General features: G+C 33.3%; 13 protein-coding genes. 4 read left to right on the top strand and 9 right to left on the bottom strand.

What is annotated here, in order from left to right:
* Positions 1 to 83: 83 nt before the first annotated feature.
* The 5 genes from recG to A0O34_RS04410 all read right to left on the bottom strand — a co-directional run bounded on the left by recG (position 84) and on the right by A0O34_RS04410 (position 8,058).
* Positions 84 to 2,168 carry an ATP-dependent DNA helicase RecG gene (gene recG / locus A0O34_RS04430; protein ID WP_066751724.1) on the bottom strand — a complete coding sequence of 695 codons (2,085 nt, stop codon included), beginning with the start codon at positions 2,166 to 2,168 and terminating at the stop codon, positions 84 to 86.
* Between the two features lie 138 nt (positions 2,169 to 2,306).
* The gene (locus A0O34_RS04425; RefSeq protein WP_066751721.1) at positions 2,307 to 2,840 is read right to left on the bottom strand and encodes a thioredoxin family protein; all 534 of its coding nucleotides are present in this window, start codon (positions 2,838 to 2,840) and stop codon (positions 2,307 to 2,309) included.
* Between the two features lie 44 nt (positions 2,841 to 2,884).
* On the bottom strand, positions 2,885 to 4,396 hold the full coding sequence (locus A0O34_RS04420; protein WP_066751718.1) for a peptide MFS transporter: 1,512 nt from the start codon (positions 4,394 to 4,396) through the stop codon (positions 2,885 to 2,887).
* A 151-nt stretch (positions 4,397 to 4,547) separates the two neighbouring features.
* Positions 4,548 to 6,266 carry a peptide MFS transporter gene (locus A0O34_RS04415; protein ID WP_066751715.1) on the bottom strand — a complete coding sequence of 573 codons (1,719 nt, stop codon included), beginning with the start codon at positions 6,264 to 6,266 and terminating at the stop codon, positions 4,548 to 4,550.
* A 136-nt stretch (positions 6,267 to 6,402) separates the two neighbouring features.
* Positions 6,403 to 8,058, bottom strand: coding sequence for a peptide MFS transporter (locus A0O34_RS04410; RefSeq protein ID WP_066751713.1), 1,656 nt, complete (start codon positions 8,056 to 8,058; stop codon positions 6,403 to 6,405).
* Positions 8,059 to 8,146: 88 nt separating this feature from the next.
* Between A0O34_RS04410 and A0O34_RS04405 the strand changes: the two genes are divergently transcribed.
* The gene (locus A0O34_RS04405; RefSeq protein WP_157885947.1) at positions 8,147 to 8,404 is read left to right on the top strand and encodes a DUF2281 domain-containing protein; all 258 of its coding nucleotides are present in this window, start codon (positions 8,147 to 8,149) and stop codon (positions 8,402 to 8,404) included.
* Between the two features lie 89 nt (positions 8,405 to 8,493).
* On the opposite strand, the gene A0O34_RS04400 is transcribed toward A0O34_RS04405, so the two are convergent.
* The 3 genes from A0O34_RS04400 to A0O34_RS04390 form a co-directional block, all read right to left on the bottom strand.
* Positions 8,494 to 10,623 carry a S9 family peptidase gene (locus A0O34_RS04400; RefSeq protein ID WP_066751708.1) on the bottom strand — a complete coding sequence of 710 codons (2,130 nt, stop codon included), beginning with the start codon at positions 10,621 to 10,623 and terminating at the stop codon, positions 8,494 to 8,496.
* Between the two features lie 132 nt (positions 10,624 to 10,755).
* A complete protein-coding gene (locus A0O34_RS04395) occupies positions 10,756 to 12,144 on the bottom strand; it encodes a hypothetical protein (protein WP_066751706.1) in 1,389 nt (462 codons plus the stop codon).
* A gap of 4 nt (positions 12,145 to 12,148) precedes the next feature.
* Positions 12,149 to 13,330 (bottom strand): hypothetical protein, encoded by a 1,182-nt coding sequence (locus A0O34_RS04390; RefSeq protein ID WP_066751703.1) that lies wholly within the window; start codon positions 13,328 to 13,330, stop codon positions 12,149 to 12,151.
* 215 nt (positions 13,331 to 13,545) lie between these two features.
* Between A0O34_RS04390 and A0O34_RS04385 the strand changes: the two genes are divergently transcribed.
* Together A0O34_RS04385 and A0O34_RS04380 are read left to right on the top strand one after the other, a co-directional pair.
* On the top strand, positions 13,546 to 14,019 hold the full coding sequence (locus tag A0O34_RS04385; protein WP_066759494.1) for a hypothetical protein: 474 nt from the start codon (positions 13,546 to 13,548) through the stop codon (positions 14,017 to 14,019).
* Positions 14,020 to 14,031: 12 nt separating this feature from the next.
* Positions 14,032 to 14,217 carry a DUF6496 domain-containing protein gene (locus tag A0O34_RS04380; RefSeq protein WP_066751700.1) on the top strand — a complete coding sequence of 62 codons (186 nt, stop codon included), beginning with the start codon at positions 14,032 to 14,034 and terminating at the stop codon, positions 14,215 to 14,217.
* A 180-nt stretch (positions 14,218 to 14,397) separates the two neighbouring features.
* Here the strand turns inward: A0O34_RS04380 and glgP are convergent, their stop codons facing one another.
* Positions 14,398 to 16,062 carry an alpha-glucan family phosphorylase gene (gene glgP, locus A0O34_RS04375; protein ID WP_066751697.1) on the bottom strand — a complete coding sequence of 555 codons (1,665 nt, stop codon included), beginning with the start codon at positions 16,060 to 16,062 and terminating at the stop codon, positions 14,398 to 14,400.
* Between the two features lie 203 nt (positions 16,063 to 16,265).
* Here glgP and A0O34_RS04370 point away from each other — a divergent pair, with 203 nt between their 5' ends.
* A complete protein-coding gene (locus tag A0O34_RS04370; protein WP_066751695.1) occupies positions 16,266 to 17,063 on the top strand; it encodes a hypothetical protein in 798 nt (265 codons plus the stop codon).
* The last annotated feature ends 147 nt before the right edge of the window (positions 17,064 to 17,210 follow it).

Genomic DNA, 17,210 nt, shown 5'->3' with positions numbered 1-17,210 from the left:
TTAAAAACGGTACAAAATAATTTCTTCAAAATAACAGTTTTATAAGGGGGAACCGCGTAAAGAAAAGTCTTTTCGCGGTTTTTTTATGAAATTTTACTCCATTTATTTTTACCTTTATAGTATCTCACATAGTAATTTTTAATAACGAGATTTTCAGGTTTTGCTAACAGAGGATCAGCTTCCAGAATTTTTTCTACCGTCTTTTTTGTGGCTTTTATAATCGCAGAATCGTTTACCAGATCCAGTCTTTTAAAATCTATAACACCGCTTTGTTGGGTTCCCAAAATATCTCCGGGACCGCGAAGTTGCATATCTACTTCAGAAATTTTAAAGCCATCATTAGTCTCCGTCATCGTTTTGATGCGGGTTCTGCTTTCTTTGGATAGCTTGTCGGAAGTCATCAAAATACAATAACTTTGCTCGGCTCCACGGCCAACACGGCCTCTTAGCTGATGAAGCTGTGATAAACCAAATCTTTCTGAGCTTTCAATAACCATTACCGAAGCATTGGGAACATTCACCCCAACTTCAATTACGGTCGTTGCAACCATTATTTCTGCTTCTCCTGATACGAAATAATTCATGGCAGCATCTTTTTCAGCAGGTTTCATTTTACCATGAAGCATGGAGACTTTGTAATCCGGGAAAGAATCCATCACATGATCAAGACCTTCCATCAAATTTTTATAATCCAGCGTTTCAGATTCTTCAATTAACGGATACACAAAATAAACTTGTCTACCTTTTTTGATCTCATCTCTGCAGAAATTATACACAAAAGCCCTGTCTTTTTCACGTCTGTGAGCTGTAATGATGGGTTTTCTTCCAACAGGCATTTCATCAATCACAGAAACATCAAGATCAGAGTAAAAACTCATCGCCAGCGTCCTTGGAATGGGAGTGGCGGTCATCACCAAAATATGGGGAGGAATTTTATTTTTAGCCCAAAGTTTAGCTCTCTGAGCAACGCCAAATCGATGTTGTTCATCAATAATTGCTAAACCAAGATTTTTAAATTTAACCTTATCTTCCAAAACAGCATGAGTTCCTATTAAAATAGAAAGTTCGCCATTTTCTAGTTCCTGATGAATAATTTTCCGTTCAGAAGCTTTGGAAGAACCTGTTAAGATACGAACGTTGATATTTGTCTCTGCCAATAACTCTTTGATACCGTTAAAATGTTGTTGAGCCAGAATTTCGGTCGGAGCCATCAAACAGCTTTGGAAACCATTATCCATCGCTATCAGCATGGTTAATAAAGCCACCATTGTTTTTCCTGAACCTACATCTCCTTGTAGAAGCCTGTTCATCTGGATTGGCTTTTTCATGTCTAAACGAATCTCCTTTAATACTCTTTTTTGAGCATTGGTGAGTTCAAACGGAAGATTATTGGCATAAAAATCAGTAAAATGAGCTCCAACTATTGGAAACGGATTTCCATGAGATTGGGTTTTATGATGAAGTTTTTTTAATCCAAATCCTAATTGGAAAAAGAAGGATTCCTCAAACTTTAATCTATTATTTGCTTTCTCAAAATGATCCAGATCTTTCGGAAAATGAATATTTAAATAAGTATGTTGTCTGGACATAAATTTAAACGAGTTCATCATGTAATCTGGAAGATTTTCCTGTATCAGATTAGGAATTTCTTTGCAGATATTTCTTAAAACAGTCTGAAAGAATTTTTGATGTAAACCTCTTTTGGTCAGCTTTTCTGAACTTGGATAAATCGGTCTTAAACGGTTGTCGTTTTCCTTTCTTTCGTCAATTTCAATTTCCGGATGTGGCATTGAAAATTGATTATTGAAAACATTAATTTTACCAAAAATATAGATTTCACGGTTGATAGGAAGCTGTTCCACCATCCATTTTGAATACTGAAACCAAACCAGATCCATCATTCCCGTATCATCATTGAATTTTGCGGACAATCTTTTTACTTTTCCTGTCTGAATTTCCTGAACACTGGTAATTTTTCCTTTCAGTTGAATTTCAATACTGCTTTCCTGAAGGTTAGCAATTTTATATACTTTGTTTTTATCAATATAACGGGTCGGGTAGAAGGTAAGAAAATCTTCCACGGTAGAAACTCCCAACACATTTTTAATGAGTTTGGCTTTTTCTGGACCGATTCCTTTTACATATTCTATGGAGGTTTCTAAAGTCATTTTTATCTGAGATCAGATTGATTTCTGATTGGAAAAATAAAGTCTCGAATTTCGGTAAAATAAAAAAGACTTCCAAAAAAAAATTGAAAGTCTGAAGTCTTTATTTGGAAATTTCGAACTCGAAGCCCGAATTACCAATTAATCTTTTATTTTAGATTTAAATTTCTTCTGATAATCCTCCCATTGTTGTCTGGTTCGGATTTTCTTATATAAATCTTTTGAAATTAATTCTAAATAAGGTTCCAGCTCTTTTGCGGATAATTCTCCCTGCAAAATGGTGATCGGGCCACCTTTTTCATCCAGAAAAACAGTACTTGGAACAGCTGATACATTCATATATTGAGTGAATTCATGCAAAGAATTTCTTCCTTTTTTCTGCTCCGTATTAGGATTTGAAAATGTTCTGTCAAAAATTTCAACAGAATTTTTTTCCTCGGCATTAAACTTTACTGGATAGTAATTTTGGTTTAAAATATCAGCAATTACTTGGTGTCCGTATGTATTTTTATCCATTATCTTACATGGAGCGCACCAATCTGCATAAAAATCAACCAATATTTTTTTTGGATTTTCTTTTTGAGCTTTTAAAGCCTCTTCAATAGTCATCCATTTTACCTGAGCAAAACTAAAACTTACTATGAATAAGAGGAATATGCTTATAATTTTCTTCATAATTTGGTATTTAAATAATAAAAATAAGCATAATTTCCTTATTTCTATTTTACTTCCTGCATTAATTTTTTAACGAATGGGGAGATCAAAATTAATACAACTCCGGCAATTATTGCATATAATCCTAATTGTTTATATCCATCAGTGTAAGTGATTAAAGCATCATAGTTTGTAGAGCCTTTTTTTGCTGTTGCCAAACCTGCTCCAATGATTCCTGCAACGTATTGCCCGTAAGCTGATGCTAAAAACCACATTCCCATCATCATTCCCTGTAGGTTTTTGGTGGACAGTTTAGTCATAATTGATAATCCGATCGGAGAGAGGCAAAGCTCACCCAAAGTGATAACCAATAATGCGATTGTAAAGAAATTCAATGAAGTAACTCCCTGTAAATTAGCAAAGAATTTTGTTGCAAATAATACGTAATAACCAAGTCCAAGGAAAATAAATCCAAGACCAAATTTAATGATCGTGTTGGGTTCTATTTTTCTTTTATTCAACCAAATCCAAAGTAAACCGATGATCGGGGCTAAGAAAATAATGAAAAATGCACCTCCGGAATTATTAACACCATTCGGGTCTAATCCTAAAAGATCTTTATTTAAATTTTTAGCAGCAAAAATACTTAATGAACCTCCACTTTGTTCGTAAATTCCCCAGAATAAGATCGAAAACAAGATAAAAACCAAGGCTGCCAAAAGCTTTTTACGTTCTGCAACGGTTACTTTTGTCATTTCATAAAAAAGATAAATCAACGTAAGCGGCCCGATTGTATACATAAAATAGTCTGTATACTGCGTCTTTGCAACCATCACCATAATAATCGGAACGAAGATTAATGATAAAACATAAACTCCATATTCCTGCCATTTTGGAATTGGGGCAGATTTTATTTCATTATCTGGATGCCCTGGCTGAAGCCCGATGGTTCCTAAACTTCTTTGGGTGAAAACAAAGTTGATAAGACTTATTACCATTACAATAGCAGCTAGTCCGAAAGCAACATTCCATCTAAGATTTTCCGGAATGAGATTAGTGAAAATTTCTCCTTTTCCTATTGTAATACATAAATATCCTCCAAGTAAAGCTCCAAGGTTAATTCCTGCATAGAAAAGTGAGAAGCCTGCATCAGCTCTTGAGTCATTGGGCTTGTAAAGTTGTCCGACCATTGAGGATATATTTGGTTTAAAGAAACCTGTTCCTACAACAGTAAATGAGATTCCTAGGAAAAAGTAGTTATGTGGATCTGTTGCGAGAATTAAACTTCCAACAATCATTAGAAGCCCACCCCAAAAAAGAGATTTTCTAAAACCTAGAACTTTATCGGCAAAAAGACCTCCTATAAAAGTAAAGGCATACACAAACGCTTGAGTTGCGGCATATTGAAGATTGGCTTCTTTTTCATGTAAATCTAATTGAGAGATCATGAAGAATACCAACATTCCGCGCATTCCGTAGAAACAAAAACGTTCCCACATTTCAGAGAAAAATAAACTCCATATTTGTTTTGGATATTTTCCTTTGAAATCTTGTATTTCATCTAAAGTTAAGCTCATAATGTTTATGATAAGATTTTAATTAAGATTGCTATCAATTAATTTAATGTGTGACGCAATGCGTCACACATTAAATTAATTGATAAGTACACACGAAAATAAAAAAAACCTCTGACTTAGCAGAGGTTTTACTTATATTTTATTGATACGGTTAGTTTACACCGTTCATCATTTTCTTTAATCTAGGTGATAAGATCGCTAAAATTACAGCTGCAATACCACAAAGTACTACGAATACCATGAAGAATTCAAATAGGTTATGAATTTCAACTCCGGCAAATGTTGTATTAGCAACAGGTAATTGCTCTTTTTCAAATAAAGCAACCTGCTCTGGTGTAAGCGTTACTTTTTTATCTAAAACATCCTGAAGATTTATACCTAATTTTTCTGCTTTCACAAACTTGTCTCCCGTTGCAGGAATAATAGCTCCTAAAGAACCCGCCAAAGCATAACCTGCAGCATTTGAGATGAAGAAAACTCCATATAATAAAGATGCAAATCTTTTTGGAGCCAATTTACCTACCAATGATAATCCGATTGGAGATAAACAAAGTTCACCCATTGTTTGGATAAGATATAATAACATTAACCATTTGATGGCTAATAATCCTGTATTTCCTAAGTCTTTTACGTTATAAGCGATGATGAAATAACTTAAAGCGATCAAAGCTAGACCCATTGCCTGTTTCATTGGAGAAACCGGCTCTTTTCCTTTAGCTCTTAATTTATCCCAAAGAATACTGAAAGGTAAAGCTAATGCTACAACAAATAGTCCGTTGAAAATTTGAACCATTGATGGAGGCATATTCCAACCTAGAATATTTCTGTCTGTTTGATTATCAGCAATGAAAGTTAATGATGAACCCGCTTGCTCAAATGCAGCCCAGAAGAAAATAATAAAGAATGAAACGATATAAATTACCCAGATTCTCTGTCTTTCAACTTTGTTTTCGGCAGAACTCATAATTAAGAATGCCAATGAAATCCCTGCAGCGTAGATGAAAGGATAAATTAACCCTTTGATCAATTGACCCATTCCTACAGAACTGAATCCCAATTCACCCACTAAAACATATCTGAATACAAAGAATAATGCCACAAATATAACAGTTGCAATACCCATAGATTTTCCTGTGAATTTTGCAGTTTGTGTTTCTCCTTCTTCAAAATCTGCACTTGTACTGTTCTTCGGTAAACCTCCGATTGGTCTGCCTTCAGGAGTTACAACGTATTTATTTTTAAGGATAAAGAATATTATTGTTCCTATAACCATTGCAATAGATGCCGCTAAGAATCCCCATTTGAAAGCGAAGATATCTCTCACGCCTGCAGAATCTTTTACGTCACCTAAATAAGGACAGATAAACTGACCTAAAAATGCTCCGATGTTGATACCCATGTAGAAAATGGTAAAAGCAGAATCCAGTTTAGACTTTTCCTGTTTTGGATAAAGACTTCCTACCATTGAGGAAATATTAGGTTTAAAGAAACCATTTCCAAAGATAATAATGAATAAGGCCAACCACATGAAAGTTTTTGCTCCTCCTAAATTCTCAGAGAATGTAGAAGCACTTAGGAAAAGTAAAAATTGACCAAGTGCCATAAGGCTACCTCCCAAAATAATACAGTTTCTGTTTCCTAAATATTTATCTGCAATAAAACCTCCCAAAAGTGGCGTTAAATAACATAAAGCAAGAAAACCACCATAAATAATTGATGCATCTGCTTCTTTGATGAGAAGAGAGTTTACCATAAATAAGGTAAGTAATGCTCTCATTCCGTAGAAATTGAAGCGCTCCCACATTTCTGTTCCGAATAGAACCCATAATCCTTTAGGGTGTTTAGTCTTCGACTGAACGGCTGTATCCATATCTTGCTTGTTAAATTTTTGTTAAGACTAGCAAATATAGTTTTTTTTGGGTTTTTGGCAAGGTTTTAATTTTATATTTAAATAAAAAAGCTGCAGAACGGGTCTGCAGCTTTGATATTCTTTATGAAGATAAAGATTAATGCCCTTTTTCTTTCATGATTTTGTTTAATCTTTTTAACATTGAAAGTCCTAAAAGTGTAGCAAATATCAACAAAGCGAAATTAACCAAGAAATAATTTACTTTGTTATCATAATTGTACCAAGTACTTGCCAAAATTCCTGAAAGCTTGTTTCCTACAGAGTTTGCAAGGAAGAAGCCTCCCATCATTAATGCCGTTAATCTTGCAGGAGAGAGTTTAGACACAAAAGATAATCCCATGGGTGAAAGACAAAGTTCTCCAATTGTGATTACTCCATATCCGGCAACCAGCCATAACGATGATACTTTTACGGCTCCGTTTTCTCCGGCCATTACTGCCAATACCATGACCAGACAAGATAATGCCGAAATAAATAATCCCAACACTATTTTTGTTGGTGTCAAAGGCTCTTTTCCTTTTCTTCTTAATAATGCCCAAAATCCTACGACAACAGGCGTCAATGCAATTACCCAAAACGGATTGATAGATTGAAAGAGCTCTGTATTATATAAAAAGACCTTTTTTTCAGGATTCTTTTCTAGTTCAGCTTTCTGTTCTGGAGAAATATTTCTGAAATAGATATCTTTTCCAGCTTCTTTAAGTGGTTTCCCATCTTTATCTTTTTGAGATTGATATTGCTCATTATAAACAGGAACATCTTTGTTTTCAAAGCTTTTCCCCTCTACCATGTAAATGTCTTCCAATGGTTTTTCTAACGATGCAGGAACACTTCGGTCGGTGTAATAATTAGCCCATCTCGTTAAAGCTGTTCCATTTTGTTTAAAAACTGCCCAAAAGAACATACTGATCATAAATACAGATAAAAGAGCACCGATAGAGGCTTTTTCTGCAGGTTTAGCTTTAAAGTAAAGGGAAGCATAAAAATAAATAACAGGAATACATGCAAAAATAAATGCATCTGTACTGTCGCTTCCAAAGATATTTCCGGGAATAAACCAGCCAATCACTCCTGCAACAATTGCGGGAAGGAAAACTTTAAGCAAAATCTCAGAAAGCTTAGTATCGCCTTCTTGCACAGGCTTCATCTGAGCTGCGTGAATGTAATGTTTTCTACCGATGGTAAAAATAACCATTCCAATCAACATTCCAACTCCGGCGGTGATGAATGCTTCGCCCCAACCGAATTTATTACGCATAAAAGCAGCAATAATGTTGCAAATAAACGCTCCAATATTGATTCCCATGTAAAAAATATTGTATCCTGAGTCTTTATTCGCTTTATAGGGTTCTTCTGAATATAGATTTCCTAATAACGTAGAAATTGTAGGTTTAAAAAAACCGTTTCCGATAATAATTAATGCTAAAGACCCGTAAAATAGAGGAAGTTCTTTAAAAACTCCCATCCCAATATATCCGGCTGCCATTAAAATTCCACCCAAATAAATAGATTTAATATATCCTAAAACTCTATCCGCCAAAAATCCTCCGATGAAAGGAGTTAAATAAGTCAAAGCGATATAAGTTCCGAAAATATCGTCTGCGGTTTTGTCGGGAAGTCCGAGCCCGCCCTTCATTCCGGTAGGTTCAATAACGTAAAGCACAAAAATTCCGAGAATTAAATAGTACCCGAAACGTTCCCACATTTCAGTAAAGAAGAGGAAAGGCAACCCTTTAGGATGTTTAGTCTTCATAGTTGATAAATTTCAATTTTCACAAATATAGAATTTTAAAAATAATAATCGAATTTTCTTAACTTTGACTCATATAAAGATGAAGAAAATGGAAATTACATTAAAAGATTTAGAAAACAATATCAAAACGCTTCCTGAAAATTTTTACGAGGAAGTGAATGATTTTATTGATTTTTTGAAGACAAAATATAACAGAACAAATGCTGAAGATTGGTCGGGAATGTTATCTGAACCTCAGAGAGAATCATTAAAGAAAGGATTGGAAGATATAGAAAATGGCAAAACGATAAGTCATGAATCTGCCCAAAAGAAAATCAAAGATTATATTGCTTCAAGCAAAAATTAATTGATATACATTCAAGTTTCAACAAAATAAAAAATCCGAATCTTAAAAAAACAGATCCGGATTTTTTTATGTTCAAATTTTATTTGAGATTATAAATTCTCCAAGATAAAATCAGTCATTTTCTGATACAATTGTGGTCTTGTTTGTCCACCAAAAATTCCGTGGTTTTTATCAGGATAAGCCATGAAATCAAACTGTTTTTTGTTTTGAATCAAAGCTTCCGAAAATTCCATAGAATTTTGGAAATGGACGTTGTCATCGGCCGTTCCGTGAATTAATAGGAATTTTCCTTTTAATAAATTAGCGTATTCAGTAGGAGAGTTTTTATCATAACCATCGGCGTTTTCCTGAGGTGTTCTCATGAATCTTTCCGTGTAAACTGAATCATAATATCTCCAGTTTGTAACCGGCGCAACCGCGATTCCCATTTTGAAAACATCTGCACCTTTCGTCATTGCCAAACTCGTCATATAACCTCCGAAACTCCATCCGAACATTCCGATTCTTGATTTATCGATGTAAGATTGGTTACCGAACCATTTTGCAGCGGTAATTTGATCTTCAATTTCGTATTTACCTAAATTCATGTATGTTACCTTTTTGAATTTAGCTCCTTTGAAACCTGTTCCACGTCCGTCAACGCAAGCTATAACGTAACCTTTTTGTGCCAACATTTCAAACCACATTGCATTTCCATTGTCCCAAGAATTAGCAACCTGCTGAGAACCCGGACCTGAATATTGGAACATGAATAATGGATATTTCTTATTCTTATCAAAGTTTTTAGGCTTAATAATCCATGCATTCATCTGATCTCCGGCTTCATTTGGAATCGTGATGAATTCTTTTTCAACAAAATTATCAGACTTTAATTTTTGAAGCTGATCGTTGTTATTTTGAAGTTCTTTTACAACTTTACCGTTTCCGTCTTTTAAAACATAAGTGAAAGGTTTTGCTGCTGTAGAAGATGTTTCGATGAAATAATTATAGTTTTTACTGAAACTTGCAGAATTGTTTCCATCAGTATTAGAGATTAACTGAGTTTTTCCGTTTTCAATATTAACTTTAGAAACAACTTTATTAATACTTCCTTTTTCAGTTGTCTGAACGTAGATTTCTTTAGATTTTGGATTAAATCCGTAATAATCCGTTACTTCCCAATTACCTTTTGTAATTTGTTTTTTAAGTTTTCCATCTTTATCATACCAATATAAATGACGGTTTCCATCTCTTTCAGAACCCCAAAGGAAAGAATTATCCTCTAAAAATTCTAATGTCGGACTGTCTGTATCGATCCATTTTTCGTCAGTTTCTGTGAATAATTTCTGAACAGCTCCCGTTTTTGTATTTACTTTTAAAACATCAGAAGCATTTTGAACTCTTTCAGAAGTAATTAAAACAATTTCGTCAGGTTTTGCCGTCTGAATAACGTTTGGAATGTAGTAATGCTTGTAATTATCTAAATTAACTCTTGTTTTTTTACCATCACTCAACTGATAAATGTGAGCCGAAACAACAGAGTTTTTTTCTCCCGCTTTAGGATATTTATAACGCATTTCCTGCGGATATAAAGATTTTCCATAGATGGGAATATAGATTTCCGGAACTTCAGTTTCATCTAATTTAACAAAAAGAATGGCATCAGAATTTTTTGTCCATTCATACAATCTTGCGTGCCCGAATTCTTCTTCATACACCCAGTCTGCAAGACCATTCAATATTTTATTTTTAACGCCGTGTTCAGTTATCTGTGTGATTTTATCTGAACTTAAATCCTGATAAAATAAATTGTTATCAACGATAAAAGCTACTTTCGTCGCATCAGGAGAAAATCTTGGTTCCTGAATAGGTTTTCCGTTATTTAAGCTGATAACTTTCCCTGATTTTAAATCTTTTACATCAAATATTCCTAAGAAAGAATGTCTGTAAATCGGTTGACTCTGCTTTAATAAAAGGATTTTAGATTCGTCATCAGAAAATTCATAGCTTTCAAATTGTCCGTCAACGATATTGCTTTCTTTTTGAGAGGTTTTGTAAGAATATTTTGCAATTCCACCTTGTTCGATAACTAAATAATTTTCTCCGTTTTTCATGGAAGTGATTCCGGCAATGCCTTTTCCACGGTAATATCCTGAATATATTTTATCTAAAGTGATTTCCTGTGCGGATAAACTTTGAAATACAGCAGCAACTGTAAGCGTTAGTAAGAATTTTTTCATTTCTAATTTTAAAAGAATTCAAATATATAAAATATTTAAATCTTACAGATGAAGTTTAGGATTTGGTGAATTATTTAAAACAAAAAAGTTGACATCACTGCCAACTTTTCGTTTATTTATCAATAAAAATTATTAATTCTGCCAGCCGTAAAGGCTTTGAGTAAGCAATTTATTGTCGCCTACTTTTCTCAAGAAAATCACGCGGTCAGACTGCGGAATGTATTTAACAGAAGTTAAAATAGGTTGCCCATACTTTGCATCAGTACTTGTATATCTGTTCTGAAATTCGACAAATTTACTTTTATCCGTGAAATCACTTCCTACTTTATAAGGCGTGAAACCATAACTGTCAGTGAAAAAGTAGTTGATCTTGTCTTTTGTGAAAAATCCTATATCTCCTCTTTTTTCAGTTGAAGTTGTACTTGCGGTTCCGTCAGATTTTACAGTAAACCATTTACCCGGACCATAAGAATAAATAGGATGAGGGAAGCGATTTGAAGGCGTTGACGGTGGTAATGTTTTATTTACATTAAATCCATATAAAAATGCTTTTCCGTCTACAACCTGAACCAGAGGAATATCTACTCCCGACATATTGGTATTTGATCTGAAATCAGAAACCTCGCTCATCGTAATATTTCCGTTCTGAAGATTGATGAACGCCATATCTCCAAAATTACTTTGGTTGATTCTCACTCCCGTAAAATATCCGAAAGAAACCAAATAATCCTGATCGTTAATAGAAACCGGAGTCAGTGTTTTTAAGATTAATTTCTCCTTTAAAGCAATATCCTGCTCACCTTGAGCCGAAACGTAAACCAATTTTGAAGATTCTTTCCAACCTGTTGATTTTCTTAGAATTAAAATTCTTCCTGAATTGGTAACTGCCGCGTCAGATTCAAAATATTCTGTGTCTAAAGTGATTTCTTTATCCCATTTTTTTGAAAGGGTAGAAAGGTCGATCACAATATTATCGATTGTGTTTGCTGTTTTTTTAGATACAGATCTGTCGTTTACAATGGCAACATATTTTCCGTTTTCTGAGAATCTAAGGAAAGTTGTTCCCTGTTTCATCCCGCCTTCTGTGAAAAGTTTACCAACGCTTGTTGTAGTGAAATTTCCGTCTTTTCTGTTGAAAACATGTTGGAAAATTTCTTTTCTGTTGATTTTTGTTTCAATTTCTTCTGTGTAAATCACAAACTGATCTTTGCTGACCTCAATTGAACCTAAATAATTATGCAAAACACCATTGGTTTTATTCGCATAATCTTTAGTATAAGTATCGATCAAATTTCCGTTTTGATCCAGTTTTCTCATTAAGATTTTTTTGTGAGGATATGAACTGTAACCGTCTTCATTAATATCACTGAAAACGTATTGATTATAGTCGTCACAAAGAACCAATTTGATGTCTTTTTCGTATTTTGAATTGAATTCGAAAGCGTCACCGTAAACGAATTTCTTTTGCCCGAAAGCTAGAGAACTTATTACGGCAAGAGAAAGGATTAAAGTTTTTTTCATGGAATTAGTTATAGATTTTTAGTTCAAGAGCTTTTAGTTCGTTGTTTTGATCCCAAGATAATTTAAGATCAACAAGGTGCTCCTGCATTTCATTTAAATATTTTTCAGCTTCGGCTTTGTTTCCTAATGCAAGATTCAAACGAATTAAATTCATATAAAGATAAGTTGCAATTTTACCGTTGTAAATTGCTTTTTTATCGTTGTAGTCAATTTTTAATAAAGTGCTTTTCCAGATCTCAACCCCTTTATTTAGGTTTTCAAAAGCAGCTTTGTTTGGAGCGTAATCCGGTTTTGCCTGCATTTTTTTAAGATTGGTTGTTACATAAATATAAGCTTTATCTAAATTATCATAATCGCCTTTATTTTTTACGTTCTCCAATTTTACTGTTGAAATAATTTTTGAGTACGCAAAATTCTCAGCTAAGATGTCATTAATTCTATTGATTACTTTTTGAAGATAATTTTTTTCGTGAACACTCAAATTAATTTCATTGGTTGGACTTGATGCAATTTCTTCAAAATCAGAAAATAAAGTTTTGTCGATTTTTACAGTGCCATTTTGTTTTACAACCAATTTTGTAGGTTGATTTGCAAAAGATTTTCCTGCGTTATCCTGAAAGTTTGTTCTCTCCATATTCACAGAAATGTCAATATAACTTCCACCTCTTGAAAATCCGTCGATGTTGATTTGTGAAGCCAATACTTTATTGTCAACAATTAAAGCATCTTTAAGATCCGGCTGATTATAAACAGGTTTTTGAGGAATGTTCAGTTGCGGACGGGAAGGGATTCTTAAAACTGGCGGCTGGGCATTCATTGCAATTTTTTCAACAGTTTTCAGTTTGCCATATTCTGCGGATTCGATTTTGTATTTTTCCTGAAGTTTTTTTACTTCAAGATCATACTCTTTCAATCTTTCTTCATGCTGAAGTTTTGCATCTGCAACACTTTGGTCATAATTATCAACACTTTTTTGGAAATTAGCCTTAGAATCTGCCACCACATTTTCTTTTGTGATGTTGTAAGGTGAATTTACTACTACCGAAAAGTTTCTGTTTTGAGCTTCTATGGCATTTGTAGGTTCTTTTAATATTTGAAAAGAAATGTTTTCTGCATCAATTCTTTGAGCCTTACCCAATACGGCTGTTAATGATAGAAAAATAGAAAAAATAAAATTTAATTTCATATCGTCAAAATTTTAGTCTGCAAATTTAATTGTTTAAATGAATATTTTTAATTTAATTAATTAATTTTTAAAGATATACAATTAAAGGTTTAAAATTCACAGTTTATGCTTAGTTCAAGAATCTTCTGAGATATTTAATAAGTATTAATGAAATAGGTGCTGTTTGGCAAAAAAATTGGATGTATCATGATATCAATCAATTTAAATTAATAATTATGGAAACGAATGCATACGATCAGAAACTTAACCGTTACGTTTTGAGTGATCAAATTGTATACACAGGTTTTTCAAGCTTTAAAGATGCTGAAGACTGTGCGCAAAAAAAAGGAGGAACTTTGGTAGAAGTAGCTTTTAAAGATGGAAATGATAATCCTCAAATTACAGATGAAGCTGGACTTATTGAGAAAAAACTTCATTTCTATGTGTATGCTGGTGAAGAATATAAATTTATCCACTCTTCCGATCCCGGATTTAGAAAATATGCCGACGAACTACAAAAAATAAAGGCTAGTAATGATAAAACGAGCCCCGATGAAAGATATTTTGCCAATTTTGAAATTGAAAATACAGAAGACCCGATCATTGTGATTAAAAATGATCATTTAGAATCGGTGACTTCGAGAGAGCGTTCAAAATATTTGAAACATGCTGATGTTTATGAATTAGGAATTACGTTGCCAAAATCTTAAAAAAATAGTATCATGAGCAAGAAAAAATATTCAGATAAAGCTCAGGAAAAAATAGGAGAAGTAATGCACGAATTCAAGGAAGGAAAATTGAAATCTTCTTCCGGAGAAAAAGTGACAGACAGAAAACAGGCGATTGCCATCGGAATTTCTGAAGCTAAAGAACAAGGTTTAAAAGTCCCTAAAAAGAAAAAAGATTAATACAAATAAAAATTCCGTGAAGATTTTTCACGGAATTTTTTTATGTTTAATGTTGAACCATTAAGATTTAGTTAAGGTGTTAAGAGTATTAAGTTTTGCTTCGCTTAAAGCTTAAAATCAGAATGATTGATCTTAACTCAACTTAACTTTAATAAAATCTTAATGGTTTAAAAATAAATTTTATCCTTTATAATTGTAAAGATTTTTATAATATTCATCAGCCATTCTATCGCTATTGAATTGATCTTTAACATCATTCATCGAGTTATGCTGAATTTTTCTCCACTTATTAGGACTGTCGTAATACGTTGGAAGTATTTCATTTTCAAGGATTTCATATAATTTATTCAAATCATAATTATCCTGCTCGTAAATACTCATAGTATTATAATCTGCTTTTGGAACTACAAAAGAATTTTCTCCGTGTTTTGCAAATTCTGGAATCCAGCCATCGTCGGTTGAAAGGTTTACAGAACCGTTCATTGATGCCGTCATTCCTGACGTTCCTGATGCTTCTCTAGGAACTCTTGGATTGTTTAACCAAAGATCAGAACCTTGCTTTAAAGATTTACTTAATGAAAGTTCATAACCTGTAAGAACCGCCATATTTTTATGATTTTTACTTTCTTCAACCAACGTATTGAACGTTGAAATTGCAGAATAATCCATCGGATAAGGCTTTCCTGCCCAGATAATTTGTACAGGATATTTTGGATTATTTAATAATTTATAAAACCTGTCTTTATCGTGTAAAAGTAAGTCAGCACGTTTGTAACCAGCAAATCTTCTCGCCCAGACGATTGTGAAGATATTTGGATTAAATAAATTTCCCGTCTGGTCTGCAACGATTTTGAAAAGCCTCTTTTTTAAATGTTTTTTACGGTAATCAAATACAATTTCGTTGTTTTCATCTTTAGAATTATACAACGGTTTGTCCGACCAGTATTTGAATTCCTGAGCGTTGGTGATTGAAGTTATTTCACAAATTCCCGGATATTTGCTCCACATTGCTCTGGAAACAACTCCGTGAAGTTGGGAAACTCCGTTGGCAACTTTAGCCATTTTCAAAGCACAAAGCGAATGGTTGAAACGGTCATCATCAAAACCTTCAATACTTTTTACTTCTTCCATGCTGAAACCTGAAAAATAAGACATATCGTAACATAATTTCATATTATGTTTCTCATTTCCGGCTTCTTCAGGCGTATGAGTAGTGAAAACCAATTTTTCTTTAACTTTATTCAGATCTCCTTTATATTTTTTTAATAAATGGAAAGCTGCAGGAAGCCCGTGAGCCTCGTTAAGATGGTAAGTGTCTCTTTCAAGATTCATTTCATCTAATAATTTTGCGCCACCTTTTCCTAGTAAAATGTATTGTGCAAGCTTTGTAGACTCGTTAGCATCGTATAATCTATGAGAAATTGTTTTAGAAATGTGGTCATTTTCAGGAACATCTGTTGAAAGGAAAAACATAGGTGCGGTGTTGAAAGTTTCAGGATCTAGATACCAAACCTTCACCCAAACAGGCGCACTGTGAATCTCGATCTGAAATTTTATTCCCGTATCTTCAAGGAAACTGTACATTTTTTTTGTCCAGGTCGGTTGTAAAGTCTGATCATGATTTCTAGCCTGATCATAATATCCGAATTTCCAGAGAATTCCAATCCCAATAAGGTCTTGCTTTAAATTATAAGCGCTTCTCATGTGAGAACCTGCCAAGAAACCCAAACCTCCCGAATATATTTTTAAGACCTGCTCAAGGGCAAATTCCATTGAGAAATAGGCAACTTTTTTAGAATATTGAGGATTAATACCAAACGGCATTTTAAAATTTTTAAAATCCATACATCAATGTTTTTTTTGTAATCGAAAAACAAATGTATTGATTATGAAAATAAACTCTACATTAATTATATAATAAATTATTTTTAAAAGCATCTTCTGAACAGTTTTTTTGCTTACCTTTAAGTGTAAGAAATTGATAATCAAAAACTTTATTAGTGAAATCGTAGCGGATATTTGTTGTTTAACATAATAAAAAAGAAGTCATGAAAAAGGTATTTTCCGATGAAGATCTGATCAAAAATCTGAGTTTATACTACCTGAATCGACATTTGAAAAAAAAGCCGATGGAGAAGTATCACCGTACGATAGATGAGTCTCCGCTTCATGACCGCGAAAAATATAAGAAGAAAGCCGAAATCTTGCTCCTTAATTCTTTCATGCACCATTTTCCTGAAGTTAAATTTGAAGATCTTACCTGCGAAAGTCCTGACTTTATCGCAAAATTCAATGACAAAAAAATCGGAATAGAATTAACCGAAGTTATCAACCATTTGGAAATGAAGAAGGTGGAGAGTAATCTTAACAAGATGTTCCGTCAGGCAGAAATATTATTAGAACAGGAAGACACTACGAAATATCGTGGTGTTTATTTTTTAGGATTTCACCCAAATATTAAGTTTGAACGTCTGGAAGAACAGGAGGAAAATATTCTGAATATTTATAAAAGCATTAAGAAAGGAAAGCCTTTTGGCTGTGTAAAAAGTGTCAGAAAATCTTTTCATCGCAGAAATGTTTTCATCACTCACGAATATAATATGAATTTGTTTGATGAGCTTTGTTCCGAGAAAATTTTAGAATTAATAGAAAAGAAAAACGAAAAATTTCCATATTACGATACTTCTGTAGACGAATGTTGGTTGGTAATTGTTTCTGATATGAATTCCATTGCTTCCCGATATACTTTCATTCAGGATAAAGAACATTTGAATGAAGTAAAAAGTCCTTTCCATAAGATCTTTCACCTTGAGAATCTTTGCGGAAATATTACAAGTATAAAATAATCTTTGTTGTTTTCTTTTTAAATCTTGATTAATTTTTAATTTTTCACATTTAAATGTATTATTTTTTTTGAATATTGTTATTATTGATTGAAAAAATGTTTATATTTGATATCCACTGTCTTACAAACATTTAAATTAATAACCATT

This window comes from Chryseobacterium glaciei (assembly GCF_001648155.1).
GTDB classification, from domain to species: domain Bacteria; phylum Bacteroidota; class Bacteroidia; order Flavobacteriales; family Weeksellaceae; genus Chryseobacterium; species Chryseobacterium glaciei.
Note: the sequence above shows the minus strand (reverse complement) of the source record. Positions and strands in the feature narration are given on the sequence as shown.